The organism is Lysinibacillus sp. fkY74-1, from assembly GCF_053165895.1.
The window spans coordinates 531,087-548,392 of record NZ_CP170173.1; the positions used below are offsets into that span (position 1 = coordinate 531,087).

Sequence of the window (17,306 nt, forward strand, 5' to 3'; positions counted from 1 at the left end):
GTTTTCGAGCATAAAATGATAATATATTAGGGAGAGAAGGAGTGTATTCTTGCAGGGAATTCTTGCAGGTATATTAACGTCTGTTGATGTTATTGGTCTATATGTATTGCTGCCAAATGTTAGATATCGCTTATTTTTATCACTATGGACGGCTGCACTGCATATGCTTTTTCCTTTGTTGGGATTTGAATTAGGAAACTATTTAGTTCGTTTTCTATTAGAATGGGGACAATGGATATCGAGTATTTTGTTATTTTGCATGGGCATGCATTTACTATTATTCTCTCATCGGGATGAAAAAGTAACAATTTCCCCCGTACTTTTAGCTGTGACTGCAAGCCTAGATACCTTTTCAGTTAGTGTTTCTTTTGGTATGCTAAACTTAGAAAAAACCATTTTTATAATGAGTGCAGGCTTGAGTGCTTTGATTTGTGCCTATGGGTCGTTAGTCATTGCACGTAGGAGCCAAGTCTTTTTTGGAAATAAAATTCAAATCATTGCTGGCATTATATTTATAATTATGAGTATCCTAGCTATTCAGCAATAATTCAATATAAATCGGAGAGTGATAAGTGTGAAAATATTATTTGTTTGTACAGGCAATACTTGTCGCAGTCCAATGGCAGAAGTCATATTAAAACATAAACAAATAGACAATTTAGAAGTACGTTCTGCAGGTATTTATGCTATGCCTAATGCCCAACTGTCAGCACATGCGCAACAAGTGTTAAATGAAGCTCAAATGTCTCATCAGCATTCTGCAACACAATTATCCATGGTAGAAATGGAATGGGCAGATTTAGTCCTAACAATGACTACCGCTCACAAAGACACTGTCATCTCAAGCTTCCCAGGCACTGATCATAAAGTATTCACATTAAAAGAGTATACAAATGAAGGTAGCCTGGAGAATGTAGTAGATCCTTACGGCGGTAACAGAGCAATATACGAAGCAACATTTGCGGAACTACATGAATTGGTTGATCGATTAATAAAAAAACTACAATAGAATTGAGGAGCCCTATGAAAAAACAATTTGGTTTACGACTTAAATTGGTGTTATTTGTGAGCGTGCTAGCATTAATTACTTACAGTATCAGTTTTATATTTATTGAATTCTTACAACCGACCTTCTTCCCAAGTATTAATGGAAAAGTATTTCAAGTGGTGACGTATGCATTAGGAATCACATGGTCAGGTATATTGGCTGCCATCTTTAGCGTGATCTTAATTAAACCTTTACAACAACTTGAGCATTCCGCAACTCTAGTAGCAGAGGGAAAAATTGGGCAGGATGTTCAGATGCCTAAAACAAACGATGAGATTCGTTCGGTTGCAGAGGCATTTCAACAAATGGTATTAAATTTACGTCAAATGGTGGAAAGTATTGACCAAAATTTTCAACAGACCAATCAATCGATTATTCAGCTCTCAGATGAAGCGGGAGTCGCTACTCGAAAAGCAGAAGGTATTGCTTCAACCGTTAAGCATATTTCGGCAGGAGCTGAAGCATCTGCGACAGCTGTACAAGATACCGCTGAGGCAATTGAGGATGTACGAGCTCTTGCGACAGAAGTAAATAGTAGAGCAGAAGCATCGGCATCACAATCTAAAGAGATTTTACATAATTTATCGACAACAACAAATGCAATCGAAACATTAGTTAATAGTATTCAACAAATAGCTACTGGTAACAATGAGGCATTAAAAAGCATTCATGCTTTAGAAGAAAATGCTGGCCAAGTAGAGCGCATTATTGGCTTAGTTGGTGATATTGCGGCACAAACAAATTTACTAGCTTTAAATGCATCTATTGAAGCGGCTCGTGCTGGAGAACATGGAAAAGGCTTCGCTGTGGTTGCGGAGGAAGTGCGTGGTTTAGCAGATGAAAGTGCAAAAGCTGTGCAAGGGATTACAGCTCTAATCCAATCTATGCAGCAAAATGTTGAAGTCGTAGTCAAACAAATGAATGAACAGGTAGCATTTGCAACGAAAGAAGCAGATCGCGTATCTGAAACAACAACAGCTGTAGAAGGTATGTCGTCTAACGTACATGAAATGGCAACAGCGATTGTAGAGATATCTTCACTAATTGAACAGCAGATGCATAATATTGAAACTACTGCTCGTCAATCACAAGAAGTGGCTGCAATTGCAGAGGAAACATCAGCAGGTGCACAAGAAGTTCGTAGTGCGGCTGAAGAACAAGCCTACGCCATTGAACAAGTAGAGCACCTAGCGCAAAGTTTAAAAAAGCAATCAGAAGCTTTGCATAAAGTGATTCAACAATTTGATCGACAGGCTTAGTCACAAAAAGCTGTTTATAAATGCGGTGAAAAATCGGATTTATAGACAGTTTTTTTATTTTTGGAAAAAATAGTGATACAGTTTGTCCACTGTAAATAAAAAATGAGAAAAACTTTAGTAGATAGAATATTACAACAAAAGACCATTATCCGAATTTATTAACATGATATTCACAATATCCACAGAAAAAGAGATATAAAAGTGAATGATTTTTAGCTAAGTAACAATAAATGTTCGTCTTTTAGGAGAAATCAGCATAAAAATACAAGAAAAATCGTGTTATTCTTCAGAAAGAAGTGGTACACTAAGGTTGACTATAATTCGAAAAGAGGGAACCCAGTGAGAATAGCAATTTCTTCTGATCACGGAGGTAACAACCTACGTCGTGAGATCATGCAGCTACTAGATGAGCTTCATATTAGCTACGAAGATTTTGGTCCACAATCTGCGGATTCAGTAGACTATCCGGATTACGCAAAGCCAGTTTCTGATGGTGTAGCCAACGGAGAATTTGATAAAGGTATTTTAATTTGTGGCACGGGAATTGGTATGTCTATTGCTGCAAATAAGGTGAAAGGTATTCGTTGTGCATTAGTGCATGATGTATTTAGTGCAAAGGCAACGCGATGCCATAATGACTCTAATATTTTAGCTATGGGTGAACGTGTTATTGGCCCAGGTCTTGCACGTGAAATTGTCCAAACTTGGCTAGAAACTGAGTTTGAAGGTGGTCGTCATACACGACGCATAGAAAAAATTACGGAACTTGAGCAATAAAGGATTGTTATTCCATATATGACATTCATCAAGGATGTCATGTATGGCATGATTTTAATGGCTATAAATGAAGGAGCTGAGCTTAATGGTTGTAAAACAAATACGAACGCATTTGACTCAGTTACTCAGTGAATTTGAAGAGCAGGTAACATTACGACCTCATACAATTTTTGTCGTAGGATGCTCTACATCTGAAGTGATTGGTCAGAAAATTGGCACAGCAGGTGCATTGGAGATAGGAGAAGCCATTTTCGAGCCGTTACAAGAATTCGCAATGAAACACCAGCTACATTTAGCGTTTCAAGGCTGTGAGCATATTAATCGTGCTATTACGATGGAGGCATCAACTGCTGAACAATTTGGCTACGATCCAGTGGCGGTAGTCCCAGTACGTACAGCTGGTGGCTCTATGTCCGCTTATGCCTATACGCGATTTACTAATCCTGTGGTTGTTGAAACCATTCAGGCACATGCAGGTATAGATATTGGACAAACATTAATTGGTATGCACTTGAAAGCAGTAGCTGTCCCAGTTCGCACATCAGTGAAAATGGTGGGAGAAGCAGTGGTGACGATTGCAACAACACGCCCAAAGCTAATTGGCGGGGAACGTGCTGTATATAAATAATAAAGGATACTAGGAGGCTTTTTCTAACATGGCATATGAAAAATTAGCAGTACAAGACAAAGCAGTATTAGAAGGAATTCTTGCAGAAAAAAAACGTCAACAAGCAAATATCGAATTGATTGCATCTGAAAATTTTGTATCCGAAGCAGTTATGGAAGCGCAAGGTTCTGTACTGACAAATAAATACGCAGAAGGTTATCCAGGTAAACGCTACTATGGTGGCTGTGAACATGTAGACGTAGTTGAAGATATTGCACGTGATCGTGTGAAAGAAATCTTTGGTGCAGAATACGCAAACGTGCAACCACACTCTGGTGCGCAAGCAAATATGGCTGTATACCACACAATTTTAGAACCAGGCGATACGGTTCTTGGTATGAACCTTTCTCATGGTGGTCACTTAACACATGGATCTCCTGTAAACTTCTCTGGTATTCTTTATAATTTTGTGGAATATGGTGTAACAAAGGACACACAAGTTATCGATTATGAGGATGTACGTCAAAAAGCATTAGAACATAAGCCGAAACTTATAGTTGCGGGAGCTTCTGCGTACCCACGTGAAATTGACTTCTCTAAATTCCGTGAAATCGCAGATGAAGTAGGTGCATACTTCATGGTGGATATGGCACACATAGCTGGTCTTGTAGCTGTTGGTGAGCATCAATCGCCAGTTCCATATGCAGACTTTGTTACATCGACTACACATAAAACATTACGTGGACCACGTGGCGGATTAATTCTTGCATCGAAAGAATGGGAGCAAAAATTAAACAAGTCTGTATTCCCAGGAATTCAAGGTGGGCCATTAATGCATGTCATTGCTGCTAAAGCTGTAGCATTTGGCGAAGTACTGCAACCAGAATTTAAAGACTATGCAAAACAAATAAAATTGAATGCAAAAGCTTTAGCCGAAGTCCTTATTGCTGAGGGTGTTGAAATTGTATCTGGCGGTACAGATAACCACTTATTACTATTAAACGTTAAATCTCTTGGTCTGACAGGTAAAGTAGCAGAACATGCATTAGATGAAGTGGGTATTACAACTAACAAAAACACAATCCCTTACGATACGGAGTCTCCATTTGTTACTTCAGGTATTCGTATCGGTACACCAGCTGTTACATCTCGTGGATTTAAAGAGGAAGATATGAAAGAAGTGGGTGCAATTATTGCAGCAGTTCTTAAAAACCCTGAAGATGAAGCAGTTAAAGCGGACGCAAAAGATCGCGTAAAAGCATTAACAGATAAACATCCATTATACGCTTAATATCATTCTAAAACTGTGTTTAAAGTGGGAAATTCACTTTAAACACAGTTTTTTATTTTGAAAAGTAGGTCGAACAATGAAATACATATTTTTTCTAATTAAGAATAATAACACTCTTATTTTTGAATAAATTTACATATAATCGATAGAAAGGGATTATTATAGTTGGCTGAGGTCAGATTGTGTACTAAAAAAGAAGTTTTTTTTAATAAAAGTGAAAATTTAATTAAATTTTATGTACAATGGAAATGGGATGAAGTGATAGAGAAGGAGGGGTTGGATGGTCACTAAATCGTTAGATATAGATAATGATGCCTTATTAAATAGTATTCTCAATTTAGGGGATAATTCTAAGGAAAGCTTCGTAATTTTTGATGCAACAAATCATCATAGTATAGTAGAGTGTAATGAATCTTTTTGTAGTCTTACAAATGCTTCAAGGTCACAAATCCTAAAAACAAATTATTTTACATGGCTATTAGATGAAAAAAAGACAACCATAAAAAAGATTAAAGAAAAAATACATAATGGTATCATGGTACAAGCGAAGCTACATCATAAAGGTATCAATAAACCCCCATTTTGGGCTGAAATTCAAGCTCTACCATTTCGAAATGATGCAAATGTAACGCAATATGTGCTAGTCCTTATGAAGGACGTTACGTATTATCATACGGAAGATTTCTTAATGCGTTTAGAGAATGATATGTATAAGGCGATAGAGAGAGATAGCTCTTTTGAGCAAAAGATGCATATTATTTGTCGCGGACTGGATGAGTTTTTTATGCCGAATACTTCCAGTATGGTACTCATCAAAACAGAGAGCAATTTATTACAGACTTTTACGGATAATGGTAGATCAAAAGATGTACCGAGATGCTGTGAAAATACCGATTTTTTTACGAAGGTTATGCAATCAGAAACCTCTATTTTTATTAAAAATTTAGATGAGGTGCATATTCCAGATGAGCATAGACAATTTGCTGCTTTTTCACACAAAGCGTATGGATTATTTATACCTATACGCAATCAACAGCGACAAGTAATAGGGCTTTTTTCAATATATTATCAGCAAGCACATAGTGACCTTGCATATTTCACAAATATGTTTCGAAAAGTTAGTGCACTGGTTGCCTTAGCATATACGTATGCAAGAACACAGAGAAAAATATGGGATTTAGCCTATACCGACATTACAACAGGTTTACCTAATCGTCATAGCTTTGTGAATTGCCTCGAAAAAGAGGCTGAACGTGGACAAAATGGTTATATCAAAATTGTGAAACCAAGCGAATTTCATCAAGTGGTTGAACTGTATGGACGTGAATTTGGTGATGAATTATTAAGGCAGCTCGCCAAACGTCTAGAGCAAGACAAGCCAGGGGATCGCGAATATATTGCGAGATTTACAAGCTCTAGTCTTATTCTATCCACGATGACCTTTAATGAAAATTTAAATAATTATGAAAGGCGCATCAAGGAGACGATTCGGCAGCCCTTTATAATAGGAGGAAAGCAAATTTACATCACGTTAAAAACAGGGATTGCTTCCTTTAATGATGCTATAAAAATTAATGATGCAATTCGGTTTGCAGATAATGCGCTTTCGTCTGCTACTGATAAACCGGGTACACATACAGAAATTTTTACGACAGAAAAAAATGACGTTCTAGTACAGCAAATGACAGTATTAAATCATTTGTCCCAAGCAATCAAAAATAAAGAAATTACAGTCCATTTACAGCCAAAAGTAGATTTACGTAATGGAGAGATTCAAAGTATAGAGGCACTTGCACGATGGGTATCCCCGAAGCTGGGCTTTGTGTCTCCAGCCATCTTTATTCCAGTAGCGGAAAGTGCGGGAAAGGTTAGAGAAATTGACGTTCAAGTTTTAGAAATTGTGCTATCGTGGCTGGCAGAACGTCAAAAGGTAGGGAAGAAATTAGTGAAAATAGCGGTCAATATTTCACCAGATCATTTCTACTATACGCATTTCGTTCAAGATACGCTAAAGCTCGTTAGGAAATATGAAATAGATCCAAGTAATATTATATTAGAGGTAACAGAAAATATAGGGTTAGTAGACTTCCAATCTGCCTTTACAATTATTCAGGAATTAAAAAGCTATGGTTTCAAAACATCCGTGGATGATTTCGGAACAGGATTTTCTTCATTGAGCTATCTGCAACAATTACCATTCACAGAATTAAAAATTGACAGAAGCTTTATTAATGCCTTAGAGGACCCTGCAACGCTTGCTATTGTACGCTCAATTATTCAATTGGCATTAAACTTAGGAATGATTTCTGTTGCAGAGGGAATAGAAACAGAAGAACAGGTTGAAATACTCCGTGCTTTAGGTTGTACAGTCGGACAGGGGTATTTCTATTTTAAGCCAATGGCAATAGAACAATTAGATACAATTCTGGATCAATAACTTACTTTGGTCAAAGAAAATTTAATAAAAGGAGTCACCTTAAATTTATTTTTGAGGCGATTCCTTTTTTCTGTTATACTAGTTGAGATAAAAATGAAATCCGAACGGTTAGGAGAGAATCCCTTTGAGCAAAGTCTATGTATTTGATCATCCACTAATCCAACACAAATTAACTTATATTCGCGACAAGAATACAGGTACAAAAGAATTTCGTGAGCTAGTAGACGAAGTAGCAACACTTATGGCATTTGAAATTACACGTGATATGCCGGTGGAAGAAATTGAAATTGAAACACCTGTAACGATTGCTAAAACAAAAGTACTTTCTGGTAAAAAGCTTGCAATTGTACCGATTCTACGTGCAGGAATTGGTATGGTAGATGGTGTACTAAAGCTTATCCCAGCCGCAAAAGTTGGACATATTGGTCTTTATCGTGACCCTGAAACATTAAAACCAGTTGAATATTACGCAAAGCTTCCAGCAGATGTGGAAGAACGTGATTTTATTATCGTAGATCCAATGTTAGCAACTGGTGGTTCAGCAGTGGAAGCAATTCACTCATTGAAAAAACGTGGAGCTAAAAACATTAAATTCATGTGCTTAATCGCTGCACCAGAGGGTGTCAAAGCTATTCAAGAAGAGCATTCAGACGTAGATATTTATATTGCTGCTTTGGATGAAAAACTAAACGATCATGGTTATATTGTACCAGGTCTAGGTGATGCCGGAGACCGCCTATTCGGCACGAAGTAAAAATGGTGTTATGAAATTTCCTCATTTAGGAAACTAATAATTTGTGAAAGCGTCCTTCAAATTTGAAGGGCGTTTCATAGTATGTTTAGGTAAGTACTCCTCATGTTGGACTTCAACTGGTGTGGTGTCCTTTTCATACAATAACAAAAAGGACGGTGCAGATCGTTTTGATGAAAAAATGGAAAGTAATGACGATTTTTGGTACAAGACCAGAAGCAATTAAAATGGCTCCTCTTGTTTTAGAGTTACAAAAGTATCCTGAGCAAATAGAATCTATTGTCACAGTAACGGCACAACATCGCCAAATGCTAGATCAAGTACTAGAGACATTTGAAATAACACCAAACTATGATTTAAATATAATGAAAGATCGTCAAACATTAATTGATGTGACGACAAACGCATTAAAAGGTTTGGATCAAGTAATGAAAGAAGCTCAGCCAGATATCGTATTGGTACACGGTGATACAGCGACGACTTTTATTGCAAGCTTGGCGGCGTTTTATAACCAAATCGCAATTGGACATGTGGAAGCAGGACTGCGAACTTGGAACAAGTATTCACCATACCCAGAAGAAATGAATCGTCAGTTAACAGGTGTAATGGCTGATTTACATTTTGCGCCAACCGAAGTATCTAAAAAGAATCTTATCGATGAAAATAAGAATGCTGATACCATTTTTGTTACAGGTAATACAGCCATTGATGCATTGGCAACAACTGTTAGTGAACATTACACGCATCCCGTATTAGATAAAATTGGCGAAGATCGCATGATTTTATTAACAGCACATCGACGCGAAAATCTGGGTGAGCCAATGCGTCATATGTTCAAAGCAATTACAAGGATTTTAGCTGAGCATGATGATGTTCAAGTAGTATATCCGGTGCATATGAATCCTGCAGTAAGAGAAATCGCGAATGAAATTTTAGGTGACAATGAACGAGTACATTTAATAGAGCCACTTGAAGTATTTGATTTCCATAACTTTGCAGCGAATTCTTACATGATTTTAACAGACTCAGGTGGCGTCCAAGAAGAGGCACCATCATTAGGGAAGCCAGTACTTGTCCTTAGAGACACAACAGAGCGCCCAGAAGGAATTGCAGCTGGAACGCTAAAGCTAGCAGGAACTGAAGAAGATACTATTTACACTTTAGCTAAAGAATTGTTAACGGATAAAAAGGCTTATGAGGCGATGGCACATGCATCAAATCCATATGGTGATGGACATGCATCTAAACGAATTGTAGAGGCATTGCTAGTTTTTTTACAAAAAACTAAATAATGTACTATATTTAATTCGGAAAAATAAGTCTAATGTACCTATTGAGTTGGGTAAGCTAATTTATGAGCATAATTATGTCGTAAATTAGCTTTTTCTATGAGTCAAGAAAAAGAGAACATTTGAAACTATGAAATTTCATACACAAATTTGTCAACAATTTGACAAGAGTATATAGGTTGTGAAGTTTTTCTCTATTACCAATTGACTTCAAATATCTCCTATTGTATGCTTACAAAGGGTAAGAATGATAAGGGTTTCAGTTCATAATTAGGACGTTGAAACACTTGTTATATCAACTTTCTACTAAATTGACAGTTCAAAATAAAACTGTCGATTTGCAACGTTTTGTGCGTTTCGGTTTTTACCGAGTTGGTAAGGGGTGTAAGTTATTTTTTGGGTATTTACACCTGTAATTGAAATGACTCTCCCATTACTATTCCGCTGTGAGTAGTGCCTTTCACTGCTCTTTTCTGATTTCACATGGTGGTCAGCAAACGCTTTCAATACTCGAAAATTTGATTCAGGAGATTACAACCAATGCTAGATTTGCATCACATTTTTGCTGTGCAGAAGAGGGCGTTATTTTTTTTGCTTGCACTCTGCGCATTAGGCTGGGGATTCACTTCCTTTCAAACTGTATTTGCGGGCATCGCAGTCGGTGCATTCTTTGGTACGTATAATTTTTGGATTCTAGTTCGCCGTATGGAGAAGTTTGACAGGTCCATTAGTGAAGGGAAGAAAATAGGCTCACTTGGTACAGCACTTCGCTTTGGATCAGGTGTTGCGGCAGTCGCAATAGCCATTTCGTTGCCAAACTATTTTCACTTAATTAGCACGGTCATAGGGCTAATGATTCCGTACGTTTTTCTCTTTGTCGAGAGAATTGTGTCACATGTAAGGAACCGCTAATGTGCTTTAAATTAGAAAGAGAGGTGAAAAATAACAATGAATCATGAAGCTCCGTTACTAGAAGTCGGTTTTTTAACATTTAATAAATCGACAGTTATGATGTTACTAGTTGCTGCAATTATCGTATTTTTAATTGCCTTTATTTCAACTAGAAGCCTAAAACTAAAACCAACTGGTATGCAAAACTTCATGGAATGGATTATGGACTTCGTTAAGAATATCATCAAAAGCAACATGGACTGGAAAACTGGTGGTCGATTCCACATTCTCGGTATTACGTTAATTATGTTTATCGCAGTATCTAACTTATTAGGTCTTCCATTCTCGATCGTTTATGGTCATGAACTTTGGTGGAAATCACCAACGGCTGACCCAACTGTAACGATGACGTTAGCAACGATGATTTTAGTTTTATCGCATTTCTATGGTGTTAAAATGAAGGGTACAGGGCATTATGCTGGTACATTCTTTAAACCAATGTCTTTCATGTTCCCACTTAAATTAGTAGAGGAATTTGCAAATACATTAACGTTAGGTTTACGTCTTTACGGTAACATTTACGCGGGTGAGATTTTACTTGGCTTATTAGCAGGTTTAGCATCATCAGGTGCTGTGGGATTCATCGGGGCAATCGTTCCAATGATGGCATGGCAAGGTTTCTCAATTTTCATCGGCTTTATCCAAGCCTTTATCTTCACAATGTTAACAATGGTTTACATGGCTCATAAAGTGAGCGATGACCATTAATATAAAGCATATATCATATGCTTGAACCACAAAAACAAACAATTCCAAGGAGGAAATTTTCAAATGACAGGTTCATTAGGTTTATTAGCAGCAGCAATCGCAATCGGTTTAGGTGCACTTGGTGCAGGTATCGGTAACGGTCTTATCGTATCAAAAACAGTAGAAGGTATCGCTCGTCAGCCAGAAGCTCGTGGCGTTCTTCAAACTACAATGTTCATCGGGGTTGCATTAGTTGAAGCCCTACCGATCATCGCAGTAGTAGTAGCATTCATCGTAATGAATAAATAATTCAGTTGAACACTGGATTTTACTAGTGGCGAAGCAGGATTCTCCAGATGAAACTTCGCCCTTCATTTTGGAACGGATAAAAGCTATGTGTAAATATAGCTTTTTAAAATAGGTAGTTTTTTAATTCATTAAATTAAGTTGAAGTTAAAGCTCTTGAAGGGAGTGAAACAATCGTGTATTTAGATTATCTTGTACTAGGTGCTGGCGCTAGTAAGTTCAATAACGGAGACATCATCGCAACATTAGCTATCTTTTTAGTATTAATGTTCTTACTTAAGAAAGTCGCTTGGGGTCCACTGATGGGCATCATGCAACAACGTGAAGAGTTAGTAGCGAGTGAAATCGAAGCAGCTGAAAAAGCGCGCAAAGAGTCGCACCAATTTTTAGAAGAACAAAAGAGCCTTCTTAAAGAAGCTCGTACGGAAGCACAATCGATTGTTGAAGGCGCTAAGAAGCAAGGCGAACTACAAAAAGATGAAATTCTTACTGCAGCTCGTAATGAAGCAAACCGCTTGAAAGAATCGGCTTTACGTGAAATTGAGTCTGAAAAAGAAAAAGCTATTGCAGCTGTACGTGATGAAGTCGTTTCATTATCTGTACTTGCAGCATCGAAAGTCCTTAGCAAAGAGATTTCTGAGGCAGACAACCGTGCTCTAATTGAAGAGACGATTGCGAAGGCAGGGGAAGCTCGATGAGTAATTCAGCTGTAGCAAAACGTTACGCTCAAGCGCTTTTTGAATTAGCGCAACAAAAAAATATTCTTGCTGAGGTTGGAGCAGACTTAAACGAGCTAACAAAGATTGTTCAAGAATCTCCTGATTTTTTAACGCTTTTAAATGCTCCCAAGTTCTCTATCGAACGTAAGAAACAAATGGTAGCTGAAATCTTTGCAGGTGCAACTCCAGAGGTTTTACACACAGTTCAACTACTAGTTGAGAAAAAACGTGTAAACGAAGTGAAGCTTATTGCGAACGCATATGCTGAGCTTGCTGCAAAGGCACAAGGTACTGCAGATGCAACAGTATTCTCTACTCGTGCACTTTCTGCTGAAGAAAGCGCTAATATTTCTACAACATTTGCGAAGCTTGTAGGGAAACAATCATTAAACATTACAAACGAAATTGATCCATCACTTCTTGGTGGTATTCGTGTTCAAATCGGTAATCATATTTACGATAGCTCAGTAGCGAACAAACTTGAGCGCCTAAAACGTGAATTAATCGGTTAATAATTAAGAAATGTGAGAGGTGACATACATGGGCATCAAGGCTGAAGAAATCAGCAGTCTGATTAAACAACAGATTGAGAATTATGAATCTGAACTTAAAGTAAGCGAAGTTGGTACAGTTATCCGTATTGGTGACGGTATCGCTCTTGCTCATGGCCTCGACAACGCCATGGCTGGAGAACTTCTTGAGTTCTCTAACGGTGTTATGGGTATGGCTCAAAACCTAGAAGAAGGTAACGTTGGTATCGTAATCTTAGGTCCATACACAGACATCAAAGAAGGCGATGAAGTTCGTCGTACAGGTCGTATCATGGAAGTACCAGTTGGTGAAGAACTAATTGGCCGTGTTGTAAACCCACTTGGTCAACCAGTGGATGGACAAGGTCCAATCAACACAACTAAATCTCGTCCAATCGAAAGTCCTGCTTTCGGTGTAATGGCTCGTAAATCAGTACACGAACCATTACAAACAGGTATCAAAGCAATTGACGCTCTAGTACCAATTGGTCGTGGTCAACGTGAGTTAATCATCGGTGACCGTCAAGTAGGTAAAACATCAGTAGCAATCGATACAATCTTAAACCAAGATGGCGAAAATATGATTTGTATCTATGTTGCAATCGGTCAAAAAGAATCAACTGTACGTGGTGTAGTTGAAACTTTACGTAAGCACGGTGCATTAGATTACACAATCGTAGTAACTGCTGCGGCTTCTCAACCAGCTCCATTACTATTCTTAGCACCATTTGCTGGTGTTTCTATGGCAGAAGAATTCATGTTACAAGGTAAGCACGTATTAATCGTGTATGATGATCTTTCTAAACAAGCATCAGCTTACCGTGAACTTTCACTTCTTCTACGCCGTCCTCCAGGTCGTGAAGCATACCCTGGTGACGTTTTCTACTTACACAGCCGCTTACTTGAACGTGCTGCGAAGTTAAATGAAACATATCAAAACGGTTCTATTACAGCTCTTCCATTCGTTGAGACACAAGCTGGGGATATCTCTGCATACATCCCAACTAACGTTATCTCAATTACGGATGGTCAAATATTCTTACAATCTGACTTATTCAACTCAGGTGTACGTCCAGCGATTAACGCCGGTCTTTCTGTATCACGTGTAGGTGGATCAGCTCAAATTAAAGCGATGAAAAAAGTTGCGGGTACACTACGTCTTGACTTAGCTGCATTCCGTGAGCTTGAATCATTTGCTCAATTTGGTTCAGATTTAGATAAAATTACACTAGCTAAACTTGAGCGTGGTAAACGTACGGTTGAAGTTCTTAAACAAGACCTAAACAAACCACTTAAAGTTGAAAAGCAAGTAGCAATCCTTTATGCATTAACTAAAGGTCACTTAGATGATATTCCAGTACAAGATATCGTTCGCTTTGAAAGTGAATTCTTAAGCTGGTTAGATTCAAACCACACAAACGTTTTAGATCATGTTCGTACTACAAAAGAGCTTGCTCCTGATGCAGATTACGTAGCAGCTTTAACGGAGTTCAAAAAAACTTTCGCTAAATCAGAATAAGTTCGAGCTAGTCACTTGATTAAAAAACAAAAGGTGGTGAAATACCAGTGGTAAACTTACGCGAAATAAAAGGTCGTATTAATTCTACAAAGAGTACGAAACAAATTACGAAAGCAATGCAGATGGTTTCTTCTTCTAAGTTACGTCGTGCAGAGCAAAATGCTAAAGCGTACGTTCCTTACATGGAAAAAATTCAGGACGTAGTAGGCGCGATCGCTTCAGGAACAAAAGACAGTGGACATCCAATGTTAACTGCTCGTCCTGTTAAGAAAACAGCTTACTTAGTCATTGGTTCTGACCGTGGTCTTGCAGGTGCTTATAACTCAAGTATCCTACGTCAAGTACAACGTACAATTGACGAGCGTCATAAATCTAAAGACGAATACGTGATTTTAGCAATAGGTCGTGTTGTGCGTGACTACTTTGTGAAACGTGATCATAATGTCATCAGTGATGTTGTCGGTCTTCCGGACCAACCTACATTTGCTGATATTAAAGAAATCGCTCGTAATGCTGTTGGTATGTTCATTGACGGTACGTATGATCAACTTTATATGTACTATAATCACTTTGTCAGCGCAATTGCTAACGAAGTGACAGAGAAAAAACTTCTTCCATTAACAGATCTTGCACCTGCTAGCAGCAATGCTTCTTACGAATTCGAGCCATCTGGTGAAGCAATTCTTGAAGTGTTACTTCCACAATACGCGGAAAGCTTAGTTTATGGCGCATTATTAGATGGAAAAGCAAGTGAACATGCTTCTCGTATGACGGCTATGAAAAATGCAACTGATAACGCATCTGATCTTATTTCAGACCTTTCATTGCAATATAACCGTGCGCGTCAAGCGGCGATTACACAAGAAATTACAGAAATCGTTGGTGGAGCTGCAGCCTTAGAATAGGCCAGCTTCCCAATGTCGTATAAGAATACGATAGGAGGATACACAGTAATGAATAAAGGACATGTTATTCAAGTAATGGGTCCAGTTGTTGACGTGAAATTCGACAATGGCCAATTACCAGCAATCTATAACTCACTAACAGTTAAGATTGAACGTCCTAATGAAGAACCAACAATTCTTGCATTAGAAGTTGCGCTTCATTTAGGTGATGATTCTGTTCGTACAATTGCAATGTCATCTACTGATGGCTTACAACGTGGAGCAGAAGTAACAGACTCAGGAAAAGCTATCTCAGTACCAGTTGGTGAAGTTACTTTAGGTCGTGTATTCAACGTACTAGGTGAAGTAATCGACTTAGGTGAAGAGATTCCAGCTGACGCTCGTCGTGATTCAATTCACCGCGAAGCACCAACATTCGAAGAACTTTCAACTACAGTTGAAATTCTTGAAACAGGTATCAAAGTAGTAGACTTATTAGCACCATATATTAAAGGTGGTAAAATCGGTCTCTTCGGTGGTGCCGGCGTAGGTAAAACAGTATTAATCCAAGAATTAATCAATAACATCGCACAAGAGCACTCTGGTATCTCTGTATTCGCTGGTGTAGGTGAGCGTACTCGTGAAGGGAACGACTTATTCTTCGAGATGAGCGATTCAGGCGTTATCAAGCAAACAGCGATGGTATTCGGTCAAATGAATGAACCACCAGGTGCACGTATGCGTGTAGCTTTAACTGGTCTTACAATGGCAGAATACTTCCGTGATGAGCAAGGTGCTGACGTACTTTTATTCATCGATAATATCTTCCGTTTCACGCAAGCAGGTTCTGAGGTTTCTGCCCTATTAGGTCGTATGCCTTCTGCGGTAGGTTACCAACCAACACTTGCTACAGAAATGGGTAAACTACAAGAGCGTATCACATCTACGAACAAAGGATCTGTAACTTCTATCCAAGCGATCTATGTACCAGCCGATGACTATACTGACCCGGCTCCAGCTACAACTTTCGCCCACTTAGATGCTACTACTAACCTTGAGCGTAAATTATCAGAAATGGGTATCTACCCTGCGGTTGACCCATTAGCTTCGACTTCACGTGCATTATCACCTGAAATCGTAGGCGCTGAGCACTATGCAGTTGCTACTGGTGTACAACGTACAATCCAACGTTACCGTGAATTACAAGATATCATTGCCATTCTAGGTATGGATGAATTATCTGATGAAGATAAACAAACAGTAGAACGTGCTCGTCGTATTCAATTCTTCTTATCACAAAACTTCCACGTAGCGGAACAATTCACTGGTCAAAAAGGTTCTTATGTACCTGTAAAAGAAACTGTTCGTTCATTCAAGGAAATTCTTGATGGCAAATGGGATCACCTACCAGAAGATGCTTTCCGTCTAGTTGGTTCAATTGATGAAGTAGTTGAAAAAGCGAAAAGCATGGGCGTAGAGGTTTAATACTAGGGACGAGGAGGAAAAAATATGAAGACAGTTCTAGTCAATATTGTCACTCCCGACGGCCCGGTATACGATTCTGAAGTATCAATGGTAATCGCTAAAACAACTTCAGGAGAAATCGGTGTTCTTGCAGGCCATATTCCGATGGTTGCTCCACTTGCAATTGGTGCAGTGAAGCTGAAAAAAGCAGACGGTTCTACTGACATTGTTGCTGTTAGCGGTGGTTTCATTGAAGTTCGTCCAGAAAAGATTTCAATTTTAGCGCCTTCTGCTGAAGTTGCTGAAAGTATTGATGTTCAACGTGCAAAAGAAGCCGTTAAACGTGCTGAAGGACGTCTTCAAGGTAAACAAGACAACATTGATTTCAAACGTGCTGACCTAGCATTAAAACGTGCGTTGAATCGTATCAACGTTCATGAGGGTAATATCTAATTCATTTTTAACGGGCAGATATAGCATCTGCCCGTTTTTTAAAATGCTTAAATTATAGGACAGTTGGAGGGGGAAATATGGAGCTTTATGAAGCAATAGGACAAGAAGCCTTATTAGGCATTTTATCGCATTTGTTTTTTATAGCTATTACATTTTACGCATTACAGGCTTTTATGGCAGAAAAACTATTCAAGAAGAATAGAGTTTTTCAAATTCAACTTATTTATATTTTATTAAGTATTGCAATTGGTTCTGCTGTATCCAATTTCTTTTTACAAATATCTAACTGGTCTGGCAAACTTCCATACTTGTTTTAAAGATTCGACTTTATCAA

The 17,306-nt window shown here is 38.3% G+C and carries 19 protein-coding genes; all 19 read left to right on the top strand.

The window, feature by feature from the left end; genetic code table 11:
• Positions 1 to 49 precede the first annotated feature (49 nt).
• A complete protein-coding gene (locus ACE1MS_RS02515) occupies positions 50 to 547 on the top strand; it encodes a manganese efflux pump (RefSeq protein ID WP_012292754.1) in 498 nt (165 codons plus the stop codon).
• A 27-nt stretch (positions 548 to 574) separates the two neighbouring features.
• Entirely contained in the window at positions 575 to 1,009 is a 435-nt protein-coding gene (locus ACE1MS_RS02520) for a low molecular weight protein arginine phosphatase (protein WP_447402680.1), read from the top strand.
• Between the two features lie 14 nt (positions 1,010 to 1,023).
• A complete protein-coding gene (locus ACE1MS_RS02525) occupies positions 1,024 to 2,307 on the top strand; it encodes a methyl-accepting chemotaxis protein (RefSeq protein WP_012292756.1) in 1,284 nt (427 codons plus the stop codon).
• A gap of 339 nt (positions 2,308 to 2,646) precedes the next feature.
• Positions 2,647 to 3,084: a ribose 5-phosphate isomerase B gene (gene rpiB / locus ACE1MS_RS02530; protein WP_031418505.1), complete on the top strand. Its 438-nt coding sequence runs from the start codon at positions 2,647 to 2,649 to the stop codon at positions 3,082 to 3,084.
• A gap of 85 nt (positions 3,085 to 3,169) precedes the next feature.
• Positions 3,170 to 3,712 carry a TIGR01440 family protein gene (locus ACE1MS_RS02535; protein ID WP_012292759.1) on the top strand — a complete coding sequence of 181 codons (543 nt, stop codon included), beginning with the start codon at positions 3,170 to 3,172 and terminating at the stop codon, positions 3,710 to 3,712.
• A 28-nt stretch (positions 3,713 to 3,740) separates the two neighbouring features.
• Positions 3,741 to 4,982, top strand: a complete 1,242-nt coding sequence (gene glyA, locus ACE1MS_RS02540; RefSeq protein ID WP_012292760.1) for a serine hydroxymethyltransferase — start codon at positions 3,741 to 3,743, stop codon at positions 4,980 to 4,982.
• A 280-nt stretch (positions 4,983 to 5,262) separates the two neighbouring features.
• Entirely contained in the window at positions 5,263 to 7,419 is a 2,157-nt protein-coding gene (locus ACE1MS_RS02545; protein WP_198695890.1) for an EAL domain-containing protein, read from the top strand.
• A 124-nt stretch (positions 7,420 to 7,543) separates the two neighbouring features.
• Entirely contained in the window at positions 7,544 to 8,173 is a 630-nt protein-coding gene (gene upp / locus ACE1MS_RS02550) for a uracil phosphoribosyltransferase (protein ID WP_004269470.1), read from the top strand.
• A 167-nt stretch (positions 8,174 to 8,340) separates the two neighbouring features.
• Entirely contained in the window at positions 8,341 to 9,462 is a 1,122-nt protein-coding gene (wecB, locus tag ACE1MS_RS02555; protein ID WP_289449486.1) for a non-hydrolyzing UDP-N-acetylglucosamine 2-epimerase, read from the top strand.
• Between the two features lie 537 nt (positions 9,463 to 9,999).
• A complete protein-coding gene (locus ACE1MS_RS02560; protein ID WP_008180553.1) occupies positions 10,000 to 10,371 on the top strand; it encodes an ATP synthase subunit I in 372 nt (123 codons plus the stop codon).
• A gap of 36 nt (positions 10,372 to 10,407) precedes the next feature.
• Complete coding sequence (atpB, locus tag ACE1MS_RS02565) at positions 10,408 to 11,118, top strand: F0F1 ATP synthase subunit A (protein ID WP_012292763.1); 711 nt, start codon at positions 10,408 to 10,410, stop codon at positions 11,116 to 11,118.
• A 63-nt stretch (positions 11,119 to 11,181) separates the two neighbouring features.
• Positions 11,182 to 11,406 carry a F0F1 ATP synthase subunit C gene (gene atpE, locus ACE1MS_RS02570; protein WP_004269474.1) on the top strand — a complete coding sequence of 75 codons (225 nt, stop codon included), beginning with the start codon at positions 11,182 to 11,184 and terminating at the stop codon, positions 11,404 to 11,406.
• Positions 11,407 to 11,579: 173 nt separating this feature from the next.
• Positions 11,580 to 12,101, top strand: a complete 522-nt coding sequence (gene atpF, locus ACE1MS_RS02575) for a F0F1 ATP synthase subunit B (RefSeq protein WP_012292764.1) — start codon at positions 11,580 to 11,582, stop codon at positions 12,099 to 12,101.
• Positions 12,098 to 12,634 carry a F0F1 ATP synthase subunit delta gene (locus ACE1MS_RS02580; protein ID WP_012292765.1) on the top strand — a complete coding sequence of 179 codons (537 nt, stop codon included), beginning with the start codon at positions 12,098 to 12,100 and terminating at the stop codon, positions 12,632 to 12,634. Before atpF ends, ACE1MS_RS02580 begins: the two co-directional genes overlap by 4 nt.
• Before the next feature lie 28 nt (positions 12,635 to 12,662).
• On the top strand, positions 12,663 to 14,171 hold the full coding sequence (atpA, locus tag ACE1MS_RS02585; protein ID WP_012292766.1) for a F0F1 ATP synthase subunit alpha: 1,509 nt from the start codon (positions 12,663 to 12,665) through the stop codon (positions 14,169 to 14,171).
• Between the two features lie 47 nt (positions 14,172 to 14,218).
• Positions 14,219 to 15,076, top strand: a complete 858-nt coding sequence (atpG, locus tag ACE1MS_RS02590; RefSeq protein ID WP_008180542.1) for an ATP synthase F1 subunit gamma — start codon at positions 14,219 to 14,221, stop codon at positions 15,074 to 15,076.
• A gap of 48 nt (positions 15,077 to 15,124) precedes the next feature.
• Complete coding sequence (gene atpD, locus ACE1MS_RS02595; RefSeq protein ID WP_012292768.1) at positions 15,125 to 16,540, top strand: F0F1 ATP synthase subunit beta; 1,416 nt, start codon at positions 15,125 to 15,127, stop codon at positions 16,538 to 16,540.
• A gap of 24 nt (positions 16,541 to 16,564) precedes the next feature.
• On the top strand, positions 16,565 to 16,972 hold the full coding sequence (locus ACE1MS_RS02600; protein ID WP_031418510.1) for a F0F1 ATP synthase subunit epsilon: 408 nt from the start codon (positions 16,565 to 16,567) through the stop codon (positions 16,970 to 16,972).
• A 77-nt stretch (positions 16,973 to 17,049) separates the two neighbouring features.
• The gene (locus ACE1MS_RS02605) at positions 17,050 to 17,289 is read left to right on the top strand and encodes a DUF1146 family protein (protein WP_012292770.1); all 240 of its coding nucleotides are present in this window, start codon (positions 17,050 to 17,052) and stop codon (positions 17,287 to 17,289) included.
• The last annotated feature ends 17 nt before the right edge of the window (positions 17,290 to 17,306 follow it).